The sequence below is a fragment of the Sinobacterium norvegicum genome (assembly GCF_923077115.1).
Classification (GTDB): domain Bacteria; phylum Pseudomonadota; class Gammaproteobacteria; order Pseudomonadales; family Sinobacteriaceae; genus Sinobacterium; species Sinobacterium norvegicum.
Genome location: NZ_CAKLPX010000004.1, coordinates 99,418 through 117,321, shown reverse-complemented (window position 1 = coordinate 117,321; position 17,904 = coordinate 99,418). Strand labels below are relative to the sequence as shown.

At 51.4% G+C, this 17,904-nt stretch carries 18 protein-coding genes and 1 tRNA gene; 9 read left to right on the top strand and 10 right to left on the bottom strand.

Features of this window, described 5'->3' with window-relative positions:
* Positions 1-166: 166 nt before the first annotated feature.
* The 3 genes from hslO to hisB form a co-directional block, all read right to left on the bottom strand.
* Entirely contained in the window at positions 167-1,030 is an 864-nt protein-coding gene (gene hslO, locus L9P87_RS15100) for an Hsp33 family molecular chaperone HslO (protein ID WP_237445593.1), read from the bottom strand.
* 138 nt (positions 1,031-1,168) lie between these two features.
* Entirely contained in the window at positions 1,169-1,831 is a 663-nt protein-coding gene (gene hisH, locus L9P87_RS15095) for an imidazole glycerol phosphate synthase subunit HisH (protein WP_237445592.1), read from the bottom strand.
* A gap of 62 nt (positions 1,832-1,893) precedes the next feature.
* Positions 1,894-2,487 carry an imidazoleglycerol-phosphate dehydratase HisB gene (gene hisB, locus L9P87_RS15090; RefSeq protein WP_237445591.1) on the bottom strand — a complete coding sequence of 198 codons (594 nt, stop codon included), beginning with the start codon at positions 2,485-2,487 and terminating at the stop codon, positions 1,894-1,896.
* 194 nt (positions 2,488-2,681) lie between these two features.
* Between hisB and L9P87_RS15085 the strand changes: the two genes are divergently transcribed.
* The 5 genes from L9P87_RS15085 (at position 2,682) to L9P87_RS15065 (ending at position 7,930) form a co-directional block, all read left to right on the top strand.
* On the top strand, positions 2,682-4,817 hold the full coding sequence (locus tag L9P87_RS15085) for an AsmA family protein (RefSeq protein ID WP_237445590.1): 2,136 nt from the start codon (positions 2,682-2,684) through the stop codon (positions 4,815-4,817).
* Positions 4,818-4,921: 104 nt separating this feature from the next.
* Positions 4,922-6,001, top strand: coding sequence for an A/G-specific adenine glycosylase (mutY, locus tag L9P87_RS15080; RefSeq protein WP_237445589.1), 1,080 nt, complete (start codon positions 4,922-4,924; stop codon positions 5,999-6,001).
* A 72-nt stretch (positions 6,002-6,073) separates the two neighbouring features.
* Positions 6,074-6,346, top strand: a complete 273-nt coding sequence (locus tag L9P87_RS15075) for an oxidative damage protection protein (RefSeq protein ID WP_237445588.1) — start codon at positions 6,074-6,076, stop codon at positions 6,344-6,346.
* A gap of 110 nt (positions 6,347-6,456) precedes the next feature.
* Positions 6,457-6,532, top strand: a tRNA-Phe gene (locus tag L9P87_RS15070).
* A 39-nt stretch (positions 6,533-6,571) separates the two neighbouring features.
* Positions 6,572-7,930 carry a mechanosensitive ion channel family protein gene (locus L9P87_RS15065; protein ID WP_237445587.1) on the top strand — a complete coding sequence of 453 codons (1,359 nt, stop codon included), beginning with the start codon at positions 6,572-6,574 and terminating at the stop codon, positions 7,928-7,930.
* A 39-nt stretch (positions 7,931-7,969) separates the two neighbouring features.
* On the opposite strand, the gene L9P87_RS15060 is transcribed toward L9P87_RS15065, so the two are convergent.
* Positions 7,970-8,923, bottom strand: a complete 954-nt coding sequence (locus L9P87_RS15060) for a glucosaminidase domain-containing protein (RefSeq protein WP_237445586.1) — start codon at positions 8,921-8,923, stop codon at positions 7,970-7,972.
* Positions 8,924-9,086: 163 nt separating this feature from the next.
* Here L9P87_RS15060 and L9P87_RS15055 point away from each other — a divergent pair, with 163 nt between their 5' ends.
* Positions 9,087-9,605, top strand: coding sequence for a protein disulfide oxidoreductase (locus L9P87_RS15055; RefSeq protein ID WP_237445585.1), 519 nt, complete (start codon positions 9,087-9,089; stop codon positions 9,603-9,605).
* Between the two features lie 35 nt (positions 9,606-9,640).
* Here the strand turns inward: L9P87_RS15055 and L9P87_RS15050 are convergent, their stop codons facing one another.
* Both L9P87_RS15050 and nudE read right to left on the bottom strand, forming a co-directional pair.
* Positions 9,641-9,898 (bottom strand): hypothetical protein, encoded by a 258-nt coding sequence (locus tag L9P87_RS15050; protein WP_237445584.1) that lies wholly within the window; start codon positions 9,896-9,898, stop codon positions 9,641-9,643.
* Positions 9,899-10,068: 170 nt separating this feature from the next.
* Positions 10,069-10,626, bottom strand: coding sequence for an ADP compounds hydrolase NudE (gene nudE, locus L9P87_RS15045; protein WP_237445583.1), 558 nt, complete (start codon positions 10,624-10,626; stop codon positions 10,069-10,071).
* A 105-nt stretch (positions 10,627-10,731) separates the two neighbouring features.
* Between nudE and yrfG the strand changes: the two genes are divergently transcribed.
* The 3 genes from yrfG to hisF all read left to right on the top strand — a co-directional run bounded on the left by yrfG (position 10,732) and on the right by hisF (position 12,714).
* Positions 10,732-11,397, top strand: coding sequence for a GMP/IMP nucleotidase (gene yrfG, locus L9P87_RS15040; protein ID WP_237445582.1), 666 nt, complete (start codon positions 10,732-10,734; stop codon positions 11,395-11,397).
* Positions 11,398-11,400: 3 nt separating this feature from the next.
* On the top strand, positions 11,401-11,808 hold the full coding sequence (locus L9P87_RS15035; RefSeq protein WP_237445581.1) for an RNA-binding S4 domain-containing protein: 408 nt from the start codon (positions 11,401-11,403) through the stop codon (positions 11,806-11,808).
* Positions 11,809-11,940: 132 nt separating this feature from the next.
* Positions 11,941-12,714 carry an imidazole glycerol phosphate synthase subunit HisF gene (gene hisF, locus L9P87_RS15030; protein ID WP_237445580.1) on the top strand — a complete coding sequence of 258 codons (774 nt, stop codon included), beginning with the start codon at positions 11,941-11,943 and terminating at the stop codon, positions 12,712-12,714.
* Here the strand turns inward: hisF and L9P87_RS15025 are convergent.
* The 4 genes from L9P87_RS15025 to gpmI all read right to left on the bottom strand — a co-directional run bounded on the left by L9P87_RS15025 (position 12,709) and on the right by gpmI (position 17,819).
* Positions 12,709-13,602, bottom strand: coding sequence for a divergent polysaccharide deacetylase family protein (locus L9P87_RS15025; protein WP_237445579.1), 894 nt, complete (start codon positions 13,600-13,602; stop codon positions 12,709-12,711). The genes hisF and L9P87_RS15025 overlap by 6 nt on opposite strands.
* 56 nt (positions 13,603-13,658) lie before the next feature.
* Complete coding sequence (locus L9P87_RS15020) at positions 13,659-14,999, bottom strand: S41 family peptidase (RefSeq protein ID WP_237445578.1); 1,341 nt, start codon at positions 14,997-14,999, stop codon at positions 13,659-13,661.
* Positions 15,000-15,138: 139 nt separating this feature from the next.
* The gene (locus tag L9P87_RS15015) at positions 15,139-16,257 is read right to left on the bottom strand and encodes a murein hydrolase activator EnvC family protein (RefSeq protein ID WP_237445577.1); all 1,119 of its coding nucleotides are present in this window, start codon (positions 16,255-16,257) and stop codon (positions 15,139-15,141) included.
* 14 nt (positions 16,258-16,271) lie between these two features.
* Positions 16,272-17,819 carry a 2,3-bisphosphoglycerate-independent phosphoglycerate mutase gene (gene gpmI / locus L9P87_RS15010; RefSeq protein WP_237445576.1) on the bottom strand — a complete coding sequence of 516 codons (1,548 nt, stop codon included), beginning with the start codon at positions 17,817-17,819 and terminating at the stop codon, positions 16,272-16,274.
* Positions 17,820-17,904: the final 85 nt, after the last annotated feature.

Below are 17,904 nucleotides of genomic sequence, written 5' to 3'. Positions count from 1 at the left end.
AAAGGCTAAAAAAAACTCAATTACAGCGGTGATATTCGCTATTTTCAGGACAAATTTAATCGCTATGGGTTAACTGAGAGGTGCTCAGTTAAATGACAGAGAGAGGTGTTGGCAGCGATAGCGAGGTTGATATCAGCTGCCGATATAATTCTCAACTCGTTGTTTTTTAATGTATTGTAGGGTCGTTTTTTGTGAATACGTCATCGACGTCAGCGCAGCCAAGCTGGTAGTTTGTATTGCAAAAATCACAGTTCATTTCAATCACACCGCTTTCTGCTAATACGCTTCTGGCCTCTTCCTCGCCGATGGTGGCAACGGCATTCTTTACCCGTTCAATCGAGCAGCTGCAGTTAAACTGAATGGGCGCTGGGGTGAACAGCTGGGTGTTTTCTTCGTGGAACAAGCGGTACAGCATTTCATTGCTGTCGAGTTCGAGTAATTCACTGCGTTTAACTGTGTCGATCAGGGTTAAAATATGCTGCCATTGTTGCTCGCGCTCGTCAGCATCGGGTGTCTTATCGACCGGCAGTTGTTGAATTAGCACGCCGCAACTGCGCTGGCCATTGGCGGCGAGGTGGATCGAGGTTTTTAGTTGTTCAGACTGGGCAAAATAGTGCACTAAACAGGCGCTCAGGTTTTCACCTTCGAGCGGCACGATACCTTGATACCGTTGACCGTTTTTAGGTTCTATAGTGATTGCTAAAGTGCCGTTGGCAAGCAGTACTTGGAAGTCATCGCTGACCGCTTCGCTGCAGTTTCTGGCGATGGCGCGAACGTCACCATCGTGGGTTATCTCAACCATAAGTAATGGGATCTCGCCCTCAGACTTGACCTGCATCGACAGCGAGCCATCAAATTTAATGGTCGAGCCGAGTAAGACGGCGGCACTGATAAATTCACCTAGTAGCGATTCAACCACCGCAGGGTAGCTGTGATTGGCTAAAATTTGACGGTAACTGTCTTCGACGCTGACGACTTCGCCACGGATATCGGTATCTTGAAAAATAAAACGTTGGGAGAAATCGCTCATACTACACCAAATTTGATCAAAAAATAGACGGCTGTTGCCGGTGATAATAGCAAGATGGGGGCGGTGGAGTATTTTGCAAGGCTGGGTTGGCGCTATTGAACCAACCCAGTACTCGCTGGTCTGCATCCGACGTCGATATTACGGGGCGGGCTGCCACTGGCAGAAATTGCGCAGTAATTGTAAACCCGCATCGGCGCTTTTTTCTGGGTGAAACTGGACGGCGAATAGATTACCGGCGCTGAGGGCGACGGTAAAGTCGAAACCATAGTGGCTGCTGCCGGCAATTTGCTCCGGCACGGCGTGGTCCACATAGTAGCTGTGGACAAAGTAGAAATAGCTGTTGTCTTCAATGCCTGCCCACAAGGGGTGTGCTACTTGGCTGACACGGTTCCAGCCCATATGAGGAACTTTGAGCTTTTCTCCGGCGCTATCCCGGTGATTTTCGCCGAAATAGCGTACATCTCCGGATAGGATGCCGAGTCCATCAACGCCGTTGTTTTCTTCGCTGCTGTTGAGCAGCGCCTGCATGCCAACACAGATTGCCAAGACTGGCTTGCCAGCATCGATGGCCTGATGAACCACTTTGTCGACACCGCGACCTAGGATTTCTGCCATACAGTCGCGGATGGCACCGACGCCGGGGAAAACGACCCGATCGGCCTGAGCAATAAGCTCGGGGTCGCCAGTGATGATGACATTGGCACCATCGCTGACGTGTTCAATAGCTTTGGCGGCGGAGTGAAGATTCCCCATACCGTAATCGATAACCGCAATAGTCTGCGGTTGTGATGCAGATGACATCGCTGCAATACCTCAAAAAATAAATACTGCCCTCTGCCGGTTAGGCAGAGGGGCATGCAAGCTTATAGACAGCCCTTGGTTGACGGCATAATGCCCGCCATGCGCTCGTCGGCAGTTAAAGCCATGCGCAGTGCACGGCCAAAGGCCTTGAAGATAGTCTCAGCCTGGTGGTGAGCGTTCTTACCTCGGATATTGTCGATATGCAGAGTGACGCCGGCATGATTAACAAAGCCATGGAAAAACTCATCGAACAGCTGGGTATCGAGCTTGCCAATACTGCCACGGGTATAATCACACTTATGGGTCAACCCAGGGCGGCCGGAAAAATCGATGACAACGCGAGACAGTGCCTCATCCAGTGGCACATAGGCGTGACCATAGCGGGTAATACCTTTTTTATCGCCAACAGCCTTTGCGACGGCTTGACCAAGGGTAATACCGATATCTTCCACGGTGTGGTGATCATCAATATGGTTGTCGCCAACGGCCTTGATGTTAAGGTCAATCATGCCGTGACGGGCAATTTGGTCCATCATATGCTCAAGAAACGGCACGCCAGTATCGAATTCGGCTTTGCCTGTGCCATCGAGGTTGAGGGCAACAGTAATTTGAGTTTCTGAGGTGTTACGAGTAACACTGGCTTGGCGATCGGCCATGGTGTATCTGCTCCGTTTATATAATCCAACGATAATTTTCAGTAATTTAGGCGTTATTAGGATACCCAAACCCATCAAAAACAACCATTATATGCTAAACACGCGGCTAATTCAGGCGCTAATATAGGTTGCCATAACAGACTATGCTATGAGCACGAGTTATTGGAATTATTTTTACTTGCTAGGGAGGCGTCATGAAGCGCTTGTTAATGATTGCGACAGGGTTTGTTGCTGTTGTTTTTATCGCCATTTGGGTGTTGTTAACCGTTGTGATCGATGAGCAGAGGTTAAAGACAGAAATCACTAAGATTGTTGAGCAGCAAACCAACGGTAGCTTGACGATCGACGGCGCGTTGCAGCTGCATATATTTCCAAAGCTGCAGCTTGAACTGGGTCAGCTCAGCTATCAATTACCCGGTGATGAGAACCCCCTGGCGGCGCTGGATTCCTTGCGCTTAGGTGTGGCCGTCATGCCGCTGCTCTCTGGCAGCATTGAGATAGAAGAGGCCAGCTTGGCCGGCCTGAAATTAGCCCTGGTGTTGGATAAGAAGGGGGTTGGCAACTGGGAGAAGGTGATGGCGGCGAGCGATAGCCCGGCGGCAGAACCGGGTGCTGGTAACACCCCGAGCACCGAGGCGGAGCCGGCAGGTGACGAGTCATCGATGGCTATTAATGTCGATGTTATCGATATTACTGACACGGATATTCTCTACCGTGATCAGCAGGCGGGTACCGAGACGGCGTTGACAGGTTTTTTCCTCAAGGCCAGCGGCGTTAACTTGCAGGGCAATAGTTTTCCTATTGAAACAGGCCTGTCTCTTTCAGTCTCAGAGCCACAGCTTACTACCCAGTTAAAATTGGCGGCTAATTTAGCGGTGGCGAATAATAACAATGTCAGTATCGGCGACGGTAAAATCACCGTTAATGCCGACGGCGACGCCTTGGCAGGGCAGAAGGTTGAAGCCACCTTTGCGCTCAAAGAGGTCACCGCTGATGTGGCCGCAGAAACCGTTAGCATCGAGTTCTGGCAGCTTATTCTCAACGGTATCGATGCCTCCGGTGACCTGACTGCCTCACAGTGGTCGCAGACCCTACAGCTCGATAGCCACCTCAAAGTAGCCGCCTTCGACGCGGCAAAACTGGCGAAAGAGCTGGGGCAGACATTGCCGCCGATGGCGGCCGACGATGCTTTGACCAACATAGCTTTTAGCTCGGTGCTGGCTTTGCGCGGTGAACAAATAAAGATCGACGACATCGTCTTAACTATCGATAAATCTCAGCTGACTGGCTTGGCCACGGTCAACCACAAACGCAGTGGTCGCATTGCCGCCAACCTGGTACTCGACCAACTGGACCTTGACCGCTATCTGCCCCCGGCAGATGAAGAGGCGCCGTCGGCCAGTGAGACGCCAGCCGATACCAGCGGTGGCAACAAGGCTCCGGCCAATGCTGGGGAAGAGCTTTTATTCCCCGTTGAGGAGCTACGCGGGCTCGATGTTGATTTCCGCTTTGCCCTTAATAAACTGATGGCCAGTGGTCTAACCCTGACCGATGCCAAGTTGCAGCTGACGGCGTATAAGGGGCTGCTAAAGCTAAACTCTCTCAAGGCCAAGGCTTATCAGGGCACGATTGATGCTCAGGCTGCGCTCGATGTCAAAACAGACACCCCGAAGCTGTCGCTGAAAAATACTGTGCAGGGCGTGGAGGTCAATCCCGTCTTGGTCGCTGTTGCCGAAACCGATTGGATATTTGGTAATGCCAATATGACGATGGATATCACCAGCCGAGGCAATACCACCGCTGCACTGGAAAAGCAGGCCAAGGGCAATGTTAACTTCCGTCTTCGCAAAGGCCGTGCCGAGGGTTTCAATCTGGAGAAGAATGTCTGTCAGGCCATTTCCCTGATCAACGGCGATGATTTAACTGGGCAGTGGTCTGAGCACACCACATTAACTGACATCGTCGGTAAGGTGCGCATCGATGGTCAGAAGATCAGCAATACTGAGCTCAGTGGTGGACTTACCAATATGATGCTCAAGGGCGATGGTGTGGTGAATTTAGCCACTGAGGCTGTCGATTACGGCCTTGGTTTGAAGATTGCTGGCAGTGATGATGGAAAAGGCGTTAACAGCTGCCGAGTCAACGAACGCTACCGCGATATTTATTGGCCAATGCGCTGTACCGGTAAGTTGAGCGATGACCCAGCCAGCATGTGTGGTGTCGATGAGAAGCAAATGGGCAAGATCATGACCGATCTAGCCACCAAGGAAGTGAAGCGCAAGGCTGAAGGTGCCGTAAATGACGCGCTGAACAAATGGCTTAAACGTTAGTAATCAAGCTACAATAGCGCCGATGTTAGGCTGACATCGGCGTTTAATGATCGCACCACAACGGCGTCGGCTTAGTCCCTAACGATAACGAGACTGTCCGTTTTATGTCACAAAACTCCCCTCTTGATATGCTGAGCGATGCCGAATATTTTCAGCAGCGTACCCTGGCTTGGTTTGATGATTACGGTAGAAAAACGCTGCCCTGGCAGCAAAATATAACGCCGTACCGTGTTTGGTTGTCTGAAATCATGCTGCAGCAAACCCAGGTTGCCACGGTTATCGATTATTTTCAGCGTTTCACTGAGCTGCTACCGACGGTGCAAGCCTTGGCTGAGGCGGAGGAAGAGTTGGTGTTATCGCTGTGGGCTGGGCTGGGTTATTACGCCCGTGCGCGTAACTTACACAAGGCTGCTAAGCAGGTGGTCCAACAGTTCTCTGGCGATTTCCCCGATACGGTCGAACAGCTGGAAACACTGCCGGGAATTGGTAGGTCGACTGCTGGCGCAATAGTCTCCATCGCCTTTAGAAAGCGGGCAGCGATCTTAGATGGCAACGTGAAGAGAGTTTTGGCTCGTTACCATCGGGTCGAGGGTTGGCCAGGTAAGGCAGCGGTTCATAAACAGCTGTGGCAGATTGCCGAACATTATACGCCCGATTACCGCTTTCATGATTACACCCAGGTGATGATGGATCTTGGCGCGACAGTTTGTACTCGGTCCAAACCCCGCTGCTCGGACTGTCCGCTCAAAGATGACTGTGAGGCCAACCGCGCCGGCGATCCGTTGTCATACCCGGGTAAAAAACCGAAGCAGCAAATACCCGTAAAGACAGCGAAGCTGTTGGTGATTGAAAACGATAGCGGCGAGGTCTTGCTGGAGAAACGACCACCGACGGGGATTTGGGGTAGTCTGTGGTCGCTGCCGCAGTGTGAAAGCGATGATGATATTATTGCGTTTTGTGCCGATCGGTTAAACCTGAGGGTGGAACTGGTGGAGTCGATGGCGCAGCGGCGTCATACCTTTAGCCACTACCACCTCGACTTTGTTCCCTGCCGTTTGAGACTGCTAGGGCATTGTGACGCAGTTGCCGATCAGCCCCTGGTGTGGTTTAGCGCCGAGCGCGATGTACTGGGTTTGCCGGCGCCGGTGACCAAGCTATTTGAAGAGTTGGCGTTACTGCCCTAATACCGTAGTCGCTAAATTCAGCTTCTCAGTTATAATGGCGGCTTAATTTTCGTTCGATCTGTGGAGAGAGTCATGAGTAATACCGTAGTCTGCCGTAAGTACCAGCAAGAATTAGAGGCAATGGCTCGTCCTCCTTATCCCGGTCCAAAGGGGTTGAAGATTTTTGAGACGGTATCAAAAAAGGCGTGGATGGAATGGTTGGGCTTACAAACCATGCTAATTAATGAAAAGCAGCTAAACGTTTTAGACCCGTCGACCAAGGTCTTTCTCGATGAGCAGCTTGAGAAATTCCTCAGCAATGAGCAGATTGAGAAGATTGAAGGCTACGTTCCGCCTGAAAAATAAGCAGATATTGATGGCTTGGGAGAAATAGTGAAAATATTGCTTTAATTTCTATTTCAGCGCTTGACTCATTGGGGCTGAGCTTGTTTAATACGCCCCGTCTTCAAGACAACGCCCGGATAGCTCAGTCGGTAGAGCAGGGGATTGAAAATCCCCGTGTCGGCAGTTCGATTCTGTCTCCGGGCACCATATTTAAAAAGCCGTTATCGCAAGGTAACGGCTTTTTTTATGCGCGTTATTTATGCCGGTCTGATTGCCCACGGGTCGACGGTTCTACGATTCCCCCTCTCGCTGGCATCCAATATTGTGGCCAGCAATGCTATAGTCATTCAACCCCCGATTATTGCCGAGAGTAGAATAAAAATGTTTAGCAATCTTGCTGATATTCATCCGCTTATGCCTGACGCTGCGAGTGTTGCCGCGATTATTATTGCCGCCTTGGTGGCCGATATATTTTTAAAAGAGTACCTCAAGCGAGGCATTGTTAAATACGCCCGTTCGACCAAGACAACTTGGGATGACGCCATTGTCGATCACCGGGTTATCCACCGCCTAGCACAGCTATTACCGGCGATAATTATCTACTGGGGCATCGATTTAATTCCCAGCCTGCCACCGGAATTTGATCTGGTGATACGTAATGCCGTCTTTGTCTATATGAGCTTGATTCTAGTGCTGACCGTTAATTATTTGTTGAACGCGTTTAACAGCATATACGAACAGCGCCCCAACGCTAAGCAGCGGCCGATCAAAGGCTTTATTCAGCTGGTACAAATCTTTGTATGGGTTGTTGGTAGTATCTTGGTGGTGTCGATTATTCTTCGTCAATCGCCCACTATTTTCCTCAGTGGTTTGGGCGCGATGACGGCGGTGACGATGTTGGTATTCAAAGACACTATATCGTCCTTGGTGGCCAGTATTCAGCTATCGGCCCAGGATATGGTGCGTGTGGGAGACTGGATTGAAATGCCGGCCTTTGGTGCCGATGGTGATGTCGTCGATGTCGAATTACACCTGGTGCGGGTACAAAACTGGGATAAGACCATCAGTACCATCCCGACCTATCGATTGATCAGCGACTCCTTTAAAAACTGGCGGGGCATGAGCGAGTCCGGAGGTCGTCGTATCAAACGCTCGTTATACTTCGATACCGCAACCATCGGTTTTTTGAGCGAGCAAAGACAACAGAAGCTCAAGCAGGTCGAATTGTTAAAGCCCTATCTGGCTCACAAAGAGTCCGAACTTCAGCTGGCAAACAGTACTGTCACCAGCAGCGAAGAGGACGTGATTAACCGTCGCAAGCTGACTAACATCGGCACTATGCGTGCGTATATCTATAATTATTTAAAGCAGCGCACGGACATTCATAAAGATATGACACTGTTGGTGCGACATTTATCGCCTACCTCCGAGGGGTTGCCGATAGAGATTTACTGTTTTACCACGACGACGGAATGGGGCGTTTACGAGGACATCCAGGCGGACATATTTGATCATATTATGGCGATAGCACCGGAGTTTGACCTCAAAATCTACCAGAAGCCGGCCGGAGGTGATGTGAAGGCGGTGCTGGAAAGTATTGATTAAGGTGTTTTAGAGGGCGATGTCTTGTCTCGCCCTCACGGGCTATTTTGCGTTAGCGGGCACGGTAATCAATTGGATTTCAGGGCTGTCTGACAGGTACGCTTCATCGGTGGCCGCCAATCGATTAAACGACATCATCTGCTGCAACCCGTCGATATAGGCTTGGCCGCGCTCAGAGTATTTGTCCAGTGTTGTCGCCAGCGCCTTGCCGGTGACTTTTTGCTTGTCGGCCCTGAGTTGTTGGCGAAGGTCGCGTAGGTTTTGATAGGCGCCGGTGGTGTTGAGATTAAGCATATAGCCCTCAACTGAGGCCAGAGGCGAGTCGAAGCGAGCGAGGCCATAGTTGCCCAACTCTTTTCTTTGACGTTCAGGAATCATACCCTTGCCGCTGAAGTCCCATTGGCCAAACAAGGCGTTACCCTCGGCGGCAAAACGTGAAGTGCCCCAGCCACTCTCCTCGGCGGATTGCGCCAGCGCCAATGACGGCGGCACGGTATCGACACGGCTAAGCAATTCGGCATAGCTGTTCTCATCAAGGCTGTCATTCAGCGATTTGAGCACCCGATAGCGTATGGCTATTTGTTTGACCTCAGCGCTGTCACGGTCGCCGTTTTGAATCAGTTGGCGCTCGGCAATAATGTTTTCGTTAGAGATTAAAATCAGCGGTGCCATTAGCCGGAAAAAGATATTCTTCTTCTGCTGTACGGGGATGGTATTAGAAATATGTTGCCAGTTTTCTGTAATATCGCCGGCGATCAGCCGAGGCACCTGATGGATGCCCTGCTGCCAGCTCTCGTTGGTATAGCTGAGACGTTGGAAGAGGGCTAACAGCTCCTCGGGTGTCGATACGGTCTCTTGCAATATTTGTCGTTCAGCCTGTTCGGCAGCCGCCCTCGGCTCTTTTGGTTGTTCATCACAGCCGGTTAATACGGCGGTGACGCTTACCGCTGTCAGCAGAGTCTTAAGCGCCAATTTAGCGGTCGAAAACAGCCTCATGTAAACATCCTTAATAGCGTAATTTAATGGGTGAAATATTCAAAATAGTTGCTAAGACTAGGAGAAGATCTCGACGATTACTAGTGGTAAATCACCTTATCAACGGGAACTTAAAGGTTAATAGTTAGTCATATAATATCTCTAATCTTATGAGCTTGTGCTAATGCCCGCTTTTTGGAAACAGTCTTCTTTTTGGACGTCGACGGCAAAAACTCTTGTCATTATTTGTCTGGCAGCAATGGCTGCGGCATTTTATCAGCAGCGCAATATGGTCAGCGGTATGGCGCCAGAAATTAATGTGGCGACAATTGCAGGTGAGCGCTTTAATCTCAGCGAGCAGTTATCCAAGGGCCCGGTTCTGGTGTATTTTTGGGGCAGTTGGTGCCCTATCTGTAATGTAGTCTCGCCGGCAGTTGATACCATCGCCGATGATTATCAGGTGGTTACTATGGCGCTAAGTTCTGGGGATAACGCCGAGGTCAATCAGCATTTAGCCAGGCAGGGTTATGATTTTTTGACCATTAATGATGAGCACGGACTCTATGCTAAGCAGTGGGGCGTGACAGTGACGCCGAGTATTTTCATCATCAATCAAAGCGGCGAGGTCAATCAGGTAACCTCGGGCATTACATCAAGCTGGGGCATGCGGGTGAGGCTTTGGCTGGCAGGGCTCAGTGGGTAGCCGGCAGGGTGCGGGCGCCCTTTTTGTTTCGATACTTACCAGAGTCGCGGTTTACCAGAGTCTAATTGACGAAACAGGGATTGGCGACTGTGTAGCATCTCGACGTAGGTTTGCATCAGACCAAAATTGACGTTGTTGCTGGCGATTTTTAAGTCCTGCAGTTTGTCATCGATAGAGTGTATTTCTTGCTGTAGCTTATCGCGAAGCTGTTCAGTGTTTTCTAGGTGTAGGTGAAGCAGTGCGCGGCGTCGTTGTTCGCGACGGTCTTCGGCGCTATGGCGTTGGGTTTTCATTGTTTTGCGTCCTGCAAGCTAACCACATTATTGTGACTCGGCCATACGTTTGTGTCATGGCGAGAGTGCTGTTGTGCTATAAAAATAGGAGAGGTTAACACTCTGTGCAAGTTTGGCGGTGGTTGAAAATGCTAAGCCTCTGAAAGCAAACAATTAGAAAATTGGCCGAGCTATTTTTTACCTGCCGATAGATGTGCGCGTAGTAGCGCCAACCCTGCCAAGCCATAGGATTCAATAAATTGCGGGTGTAGCGCGAGCTGGTCAATCTCACTCAGCGGCCAGTGAATTACCTCTAAAGGCTCTGGCTCGTCGCCAGGCAATGCGCTGGGGTAGAGGTCCTCGGCGACAATGTACTGCATCTGATTGCCCATATAGGATGGCGATAACGAGATTTGCTTCAAGGGTGTTAAGCGTTTGGCAGCAAAGCCCGCCTCCTCTTGCAGCTCTCTCAGGCCGGCGTCGAGGATATCTTCGCCTGAATCGACGGCGCCCTTGGGGAAGGACAGGTAATATTGGTCGATACCGGCGCCAAACTCTTTGATCAATATCAGTGAATGGTTGTCGAGAATAGGCAGCACCATCACCCCGGCATGGCGGCCTGGGTTGAGCCGTTCATAGCGCCGTTGCTCGCCGTTACTAAACGCCAGGTCTAATTGCTCAACATGAAACAGCTTGCTGTGAGTAAGCCATTGTTGATCGATGATTTTGGGGGGCTGCTGCTCGCTCATAAAGGCGTCGTCGTTAGTGAGAAGGCGCTAGTATAACAACACCACTACGGTCTAAAATAGCGGCCCGGTATAAAACGCCGCCCAGGAATTATTGAAGAGGTTTACATGGTCGATTGGCAGGCGATAGACACGGTGCTATTGGATATGGATGGCACGTTGTTGGATTTACATTTCGACAATCATTTTTGGTTGCAGCATTTGCCCAAGCGCTATAGCGAGCTCAAAGCTATGCCCTACGATATTGCCAAGGACCTGCTGTATGGCAAAATCATGGATACCAAGGGTAGTTTGGACTGGTACTGCCTCGATTACTGGCAGGCCGAGCTCGATGTGGACATTGTCGGTTTAAAGGACGAGATAGCTGATTTAATCGCCCCCCGGCCTTTTGTCATCGAATTTTTGCAGGCATTAAAGGCAGCAAATAAACAGGTGATATTGGTCACCAATGCGCACAGAGCCGGCTTAGACTTAAAAATGAAAAAGGTCGATTTAAGGCCGTGGTTCGATGCCATGGTAGCCTCTCATGATTACCGCGAACCGAAGGAGTCGGCTAAGTTTTGGCAGCAGCTGCGGCAGCAGTTCCCGTTTGAACCCAATAAAACGCTGTTTATTGATGATACTGAAAACATTTTGGCCAGCGCAGAGGCGTTTGGCATTAAACATTTATTGACGCTGTCCCAGCCCGACAGCAAAAATCCCTGCCGGTCAGATCTGCGCTACCCCCAATTTCATCATTTCGATGAAATCATGCCGCCAGTAGAGGGAGAGTAATTCATGCCTGATAAGAGTAAAAAAATTCGGCTCGACAAGTGGCTGTGGGCAGCCCGTTTTTATAAGACGCGTTCACTGGCCAAGCAGGCGATTGAGGGGGGCAAGGTGCATTTCGATGGCGCCCGTTGCAAGGTCAGCAAGGAGGTTGTTGTCGGCAGCGAACTGGCTATTCGCCAGGGCTACGATGTGAAGACGGTTTTTGTCGAGCAGCTATCGGATCAGCGTCGTGGTTTTGACGTAGCCAAGGAACTGTACCGCGAGACCGATGACAGCATTGCCAAGCGAGCGATGAACAGCGAGCAACGCCGCCAACAAAACGCCGGTATGGTGCATACAGAGCGGCGGCCTAACAAACGTGATCGGCGACTAATCCATGGCTTTAAAGACGCCATGCGGCAGGATCAGGAATAATGTTGAAACAGTAACAAGCCGTGTCAGCGGCAGCGGTCTCTGGTAATATTGGCCGCCTTGGTTGAACGAGCTGTGGGTGTGCTTAACAAATCAAAGCCCCAGCAATATTAGCGATAAGAATTGAGAGTTGGTATGAGCTTAGCAAAGCGTATTATTCCCTGTTTAGATGTTGATAAGGGCCGTGTCGTCAAAGGCGTTAAGTTTTTGGATATCCGCGATGCCGGTGACCCTGTTGAAATTGCCAAACGCTATGATCAGCAAGGTGCTGATGAGATTACCTTTCTCGATATTACCGCCAGCTCCGAGGGCCGGGATACCACGGTACATACAGTCGAGAAGATGGCCAGTGAGGTGTTTATCCCACTGACTGTTGGTGGCGGGATTCGTCAATGTGATGATATTCGATTAATGCTTAATGCTGGTGCCGATAAGGTCGCCATCAACACCGCCGCTATCTTCAACCCGGATTTTGTCAAGGAAGCGGCCAGTCGTTTTGGCTCTCAGTGTATTGTCGTCGCCATCGACGCCAAGCAGGTTTCTGTTGCCGGTGAGACGCCACGCTGGGAGATATTTACCCACGGAGGCCGTAAGCCGACCGGTATTGATGCGGTTGAGTGGGGCATTAAGATGGCCGAATACGGCGCCGGAGAAATCTTGCTGACCAGTATGGATCAAGATGGTATGAAGAATGGCTTCGACCTCGGTGTGACCCGCGCTATCAGTGATGCGGTTAATATCCCCATCATCGCGTCCGGTGGTGTTGGCAACCTGCAGCACCTGGTTGACGGTGTGGTCGAAGGTAAGGCTGATGCGGTACTGGCGGCCAGTATTTTTCATTTTGGTGAATATACCGTGCCCGAGGCAAAGGCATTTATGCGTGCCCAGGGTGTCGACGTCCGGCTATAAACTGCTCAATTTTAGCAGTGACCGATAAAGTTCCAGGATAGGCTGGGGCTTTTTCTTGTCGGCCGGCAGCTCCGCCGGTAACTCAGTCGCTGACGCTAGTTCACGCTCTTCGAATACCTCTGCCCCTGTCTGTTGCGACAGTAAAAGCTGTGACGGTGTCACCAGCTCGAATCCGGCTGCGGCCAGTGTCGGAAGCTGCTGCTCTAGGTAGCTCATCGTGGCCTCGTGGGGGTGGCCGATGGCGACGGCGACGCCGTTCTTCTCGGCCAACTTGAGCCAGCGTTGGAACTCATTAGCAATGGCCTCGGTATTGATCACGTGATCGAGAAACACCTGTCGCTCCATGCTCGGCAAGCCCAGCAATTCAGCCTGCTCGGCGGCGACGGTCTCGATCGTGGTGCGACTGTCAACGAAATAAAGCTGCTGCGTCTGTAATTCCGCCATGACCAGCGACATCGCTTGACGGTCAGAGGTCAGTTCGCTGCCCATATGATTATTGACTCCGACCACGTGCGGAATCGACGCAATATTATCGCGCAGGGTCTCTAGCAACTGTTGCTCGGGCATATTCAGCGTCAGAGCACCGGCCCCCAAATTATTACCGTGCACATTACTCATCGGCGCGTGCAGAATGACTTCTTTGCCCTGCTCAAAGGCATTGCGGGCAAGTCGTTTACTGCTGGGGCGATGGGGTAAAACTGCCATGGTAGCGAGGCCGGGTAATTCGACGGCGCGCTGACCCTGGGCATAGTTGTTGCCAAGATCATCGATGATCAATACCAGTTTGAAGGTCTTTTGGGCGGTGGCAGCTGTCGCCACGGAATTATCGGCGGCAGTAACATGGCTAAGCAGTATTAGGACTAGCAGGGCAGAACGTAAATAAGTCATCAATCATACCGCTCCGACTGACGCCGGAGCTGTTAAAATGTGGTGGGTGGCAATTGTTAGGCCGCTTTGTCGGTCTCTGCAACCGGCGCGGCCGGCTTTAAAATATTGATGCCTTTAAGCAGGTTCAATGCTTCAAACAATTGATTGTCATCTTTAATTAACTGATTAGCCTTGCGTCTTTCACGCTCAGCCGAATTGCTTTCATCGCCACCGTTGCCGTTGTTGAGGTGGCCCTGTAAATCGGCCTCGGTAATTCTACGGCGGTCATCAATGGCCTCAATCTTAACCCGCTGCACTTCGATATCGGGGTTGATGCCCTGGGCTTGAATCGAGCGACCATCGGGGGTGAAGTAGAGTGCTGTGGTGAGCTTGATGGCCTTGTCTTCGGTCAGCGGTACGATGGTTTGTACCGAGCCCTTGCCAAAACTGTCGGTGCCGATGACTACGGCACGGCGATGATCCTGCAGGGCGCCGGCTACGATTTCAGAGGCCGAGGCTGAGCCGCCATTGATCAGCACGACAATCGGCGCGCCATTGAGAATGTCACCCTCGGTGGCGCTGTAGCGGGTTTCGCTGTTTTGCAGGCGACCCTCGGTATAGACAATCAAGCCGCTGTTAATGAAGTTGTCGACGACTTTGACCGAGGCTTGTAAAACCCCGCCGGGGTTGTTGCGTAAATCAATGACCAGACCTTTTAGCGGTTGCTGGTTTTCGGCGATGAGTTTTTTCACTTCTTTGGTGGTGTTGTCACCAGTGGCGCCTTGGAATTGGGCGATGCGCAGATAGCCATAATCTGGCGCCAGCATTTTGCTGCGCACCGCGGTTACCTTGATAATAGCCCGGGTTAACACCAGATCGAAGGGCTTGTCGTTGCCCTCGCGGACGATGGTGAGAGTGATTTTGCTGCCCTTGGCGCCCCGCATCAGTTTGACCGCGTCATCGAGGCTCAACCCTTTAATAGGCTTGTCGTCGATTTGGATAATAAGATCGCCGGACTCGACACCGGCCTTGGAGGCGGGGGTGTCATCAATGGGGGAGATGACTTTAACAAAGCCGTTTTCCATGCCTACTTCAATACCGAGGCCGCCGAATTCGCCACTGGTGCTCTCTTTGATATCGTCGAAGGTCTTGGCGTCAAGATAAGCTGAGTGTGGATCGAGTCCGGTTAACATGCCTTTGACGGCGTTTTCAAGTAGCGTTTTATCGTCGACTTCTTCGACATAGGCCTGGCGAATCTGATTAAAGACATCGGCAAAAATGCGCAACTCTTCCAGCGGTAATTGCGCCGGCGGTGGCGTGGGCTCAGTGCTGGTGGTGTCATCGGCCAGAGCCAGTGGTGTCGACAGTAAAACGGCAGACAGTGCGGCGGTTTTGATCAGGTGTTGAAACAGCGGCATTAAAACTGACTCCAAAAATAGTAGCGATGGCTGTAACCGAAATAAACAGAGGGTTAGAGAGCTTTTCTATACTGTATATTTTAGACGGGCAAATGTAAGCAATTATTATTATTTGCAGGGGAATTGAGGTTTAAAACGGCTATTTACACCATTTCTTAGGGTTTTGGGGCTTGCCGTTATGGCGGATTTCGAAGTAAAGAGAAGAGGTTTTTTGGCCGCCGGAATTACCGACGGTGGCAATGGCTTCACCTCGCTGAACCCAGTCGCCAGGGGCGGGAAAGATAGCCTGATTGTGGGCGTAGAGGCTGAGGTAGCCATCACCGTGATCGACAATAACCAACATGCCGAGACCTTTAAACCAGTCGGAAAACACCACACGGCCTCGGTGTATCGCCTGCACGTCGGCGCCTTCTCGGGCGGCAATATTGACCCCCTGCCAGCGCAAACCGGCGCTGTTACGCTTGCCACCAAAGCCGTTGAGCAACTGCCCTTTGGTAGGCCACGGCATTGATTTTGCTTGTTTTTTGAACGGTGTATAGTCGCCGGGTAGCTTCATGTCGGCGAGGTTTTGCTGCATGGTGTTAAGTAATTGTTCGAGTTGGATTTGTTCGCGCTGCAGCTCTTTGTCTTTATCTTTAATTGTTTTTTCGATTTGCGTCAGGGTTTGGCGTCGGCTGAACTGTTGTTTTTTGAGGCTTTGTCGCTGGAGGCTGAGCTTGTCGTGGTCGCGTCTGAGCTTGTCTCGGCTGGCGACCATGTCCGGCTCGATTTGGTCGAGCCGTGCAATGGTGTGGTTGTACTGTTGAATCTGGGCAATATTGGCTTTGCTGAGATAGTCGTAATAGATCATCAGCCGAGCAACGGTGGTGGGGTCCTGCTGGTTAAGCAGCAGTTTCAGTTTTTGCTGCCTACCGTTTTGGTAGGCTTGGGTTAGCTGTTGTTCAACGGCCTGTTGTTGCTCGGCCTTGGACTGCTGCAATTCTTGACGTTCACTGTGCAGTTGGTCGAGGTTTTTATTCTCCTTTTTAATACCCTGTTGGATTGTTCTTATTTCTTTTTGGATGGTGCTAATATCGGTTTCGGATTGCTGAAGCTGATGTTGTAACTCGCTGCGCTGGCCCTTGGTTTGCTTGAGCAATTTTTGCAGTTTGTTGATTTCAGCTTTAATGTCGTCAACTTCATCGGCGCCGGCATGGAACGGCATACCGGCACTAAACACCAGGCATAATATGGCAATCAGCCATTGCCCTGTTTTCATAGTCGTGGCTACTCTTATTGTTTTACGGCGAGAGAAACGCCGGTCATTTCACTGGGCTGCTCGACGTTGATCAGCGATAACAGGGTTGGCGCCATATCGCACAGGCGGCCATTGCTATTAAGACTGATGTCCTGCGGGCCAACATAAACCAGCGGCACGTGTTCGGTGGTGTGCTGGGTATGTTTTTGACCGCTGACCGTATCGAGCATTTGCTCACAGTTACCGTGATCGGCAGTGATCAAACATTGTCCCCCAACTCGCTCGATGGCGTCGGTGACGGCTTTAACACTCTGGTCAATTGCCTCTGCGGCCTTGACGGCTGCCTCGAAGACACCGGTGTGACCGACCATATCGCCGTTGGCATAGTTACAAATAATGACATCAAATTCGCCGCCTTCGATGGCGCCAACCAGTTTCTCGGTGACCTCGGGCGCACTCATTTCAGGCTGCAAATCGTAGGTTGCGACATCGGGCGAGTTGATTAAAATGCGCTGCTCACCTTCGAACAGCTCTTCCTGGCCGCCGCTGAAGAAGAAGGTGACGTGAGCGTATTTTTCGGTTTCGGCGATGCGCAGTTGGGTCTTACCCTGCTTGGCAAGATAGTCACCGAGGACATTGTCGAGTGATACCGGCGGGAAGGCGCAGGGGGCTTTGATACTGGCAGCATATTCGGTCAGTGTGGTGAAACTGGCCGCAGGCACGGTATTACGTGCGAAGCCATCGAAGTCGGTGTCGACAAAGGCACGGGTAATCTCACGGGCGCGGTCGGCACGAAAATTCATGAACAGCACGCTGTCGCCATCGTTAATGGTTGCTGTTGGCTGGCCGGCGGTCTGGATGACGGTGGCGGCGACGAATTCGTCATTTTCATCACGTTGGTAGGCGGCATTCAAGCCCTCGGTGGCAGAGGCAAAGCTGTATTCTGACTTGGCCTCGGTTAACAGCTCGTAGGCCTGACTGACGCGATCCCAACGGTTGTCGCGATCCATGGCGTAGTAGCGGCCAATAATCGAGGCAATACGGCCGCAGCCCAAGGTGCTAAAGACGTCATCGATGGCGGCAATCGATGTCTCGGCGCTGCGCGGCGGTGTGTCGCGACCGTCGAGAAAGGCGTGGAGATAGACGGCTTTTGCACCGCGTTTGGCAGCCAATTCAATGGCGGCAATAATATGGCGCTGGTGGCTGTGGACACCACCGGGAGATAGCAGCCCCATGAGGTGAACGGCCTTATTGGCGGCAACGGCATCATCGATCGATTTGACTAGCACGGCGTTTGTTTCGAATTCACCGGTCTTGATTGCCTGGTCAACCTTGCTGATATTTTGATAGACAATGCGGCCGGCACCGAGGCTCATATGACCTACTTCGGAGTTGCCCATTTGACCCTCGGGCAAGCCGACATCCTCGCCGGAAGCCGAGATCAGCGTGTGTGGTCGCTCGGCAATTAACTTATCCCAGTGCGGCGTATTGCCGTGGGCGATGGCGTTGTAGTCAGTGGCTTCACGGTGGCCCCAGCCATCGAGAATAATCAGTGCAATCGGCGTTTTCTTGCTGTTTGTCATAGGTTTAATACTTGTTGTTTTGGGCCAATGTTAGGCGGCTGACCGCCGGGGCAAAAATTTTCCGATATTCTACCTGCTGATGACG

Coding starts and splice junctions, on each gene's coding strand:
- hslO (WP_237445593.1), bottom strand. CDS start 1,030: ATGAGCGATTTCTCCCAACGTTTTATTTTTCAAGATACCGATATCCGT.
- hisH (WP_237445592.1), bottom strand. CDS start 1,831: ATGTCATCTGCATCACAACCGCAGACTATTGCGGTTATCGATTACGGT.
- hisB (WP_237445591.1), bottom strand. CDS start 2,487: ATGGCCGATCGCCAAGCCAGTGTTACTCGTAACACCTCAGAAACTCAA.
- L9P87_RS15085 (WP_237445590.1), top strand. CDS start 2,682: ATGAAGCGCTTGTTAATGATTGCGACAGGGTTTGTTGCTGTTGTTTTT.
- mutY (WP_237445589.1), top strand. CDS start 4,922: ATGTCACAAAACTCCCCTCTTGATATGCTGAGCGATGCCGAATATTTT.
- L9P87_RS15075 (WP_237445588.1), top strand. CDS start 6,074: ATGAGTAATACCGTAGTCTGCCGTAAGTACCAGCAAGAATTAGAGGCA.
- L9P87_RS15065 (WP_237445587.1), top strand. CDS start 6,572: ATGCGCGTTATTTATGCCGGTCTGATTGCCCACGGGTCGACGGTTCTA.
- L9P87_RS15060 (WP_237445586.1), bottom strand. CDS start 8,923: ATGAGGCTGTTTTCGACCGCTAAATTGGCGCTTAAGACTCTGCTGACA.
- L9P87_RS15055 (WP_237445585.1), top strand. CDS start 9,087: ATGCCCGCTTTTTGGAAACAGTCTTCTTTTTGGACGTCGACGGCAAAA.
- L9P87_RS15050 (WP_237445584.1), bottom strand. CDS start 9,898: ATGAAAACCCAACGCCATAGCGCCGAAGACCGTCGCGAACAACGACGC.
- nudE (WP_237445583.1), bottom strand. CDS start 10,626: ATGAGCGAGCAGCAGCCCCCCAAAATCATCGATCAACAATGGCTTACT.
- yrfG (WP_237445582.1), top strand. CDS start 10,732: ATGGTCGATTGGCAGGCGATAGACACGGTGCTATTGGATATGGATGGC.
- L9P87_RS15035 (WP_237445581.1), top strand. CDS start 11,401: ATGCCTGATAAGAGTAAAAAAATTCGGCTCGACAAGTGGCTGTGGGCA.
- hisF (WP_237445580.1), top strand. CDS start 11,941: ATGAGCTTAGCAAAGCGTATTATTCCCTGTTTAGATGTTGATAAGGGC.
- L9P87_RS15025 (WP_237445579.1), bottom strand. CDS start 13,602: ATGACTTATTTACGTTCTGCCCTGCTAGTCCTAATACTGCTTAGCCAT.
- L9P87_RS15020 (WP_237445578.1), bottom strand. CDS start 14,999: ATGCCGCTGTTTCAACACCTGATCAAAACCGCCGCACTGTCTGCCGTT.
- L9P87_RS15015 (WP_237445577.1), bottom strand. CDS start 16,257: ATGAAAACAGGGCAATGGCTGATTGCCATATTATGCCTGGTGTTTAGT.
- gpmI (WP_237445576.1), bottom strand. CDS start 17,819: ATGACAAACAGCAAGAAAACGCCGATTGCACTGATTATTCTCGATGGC.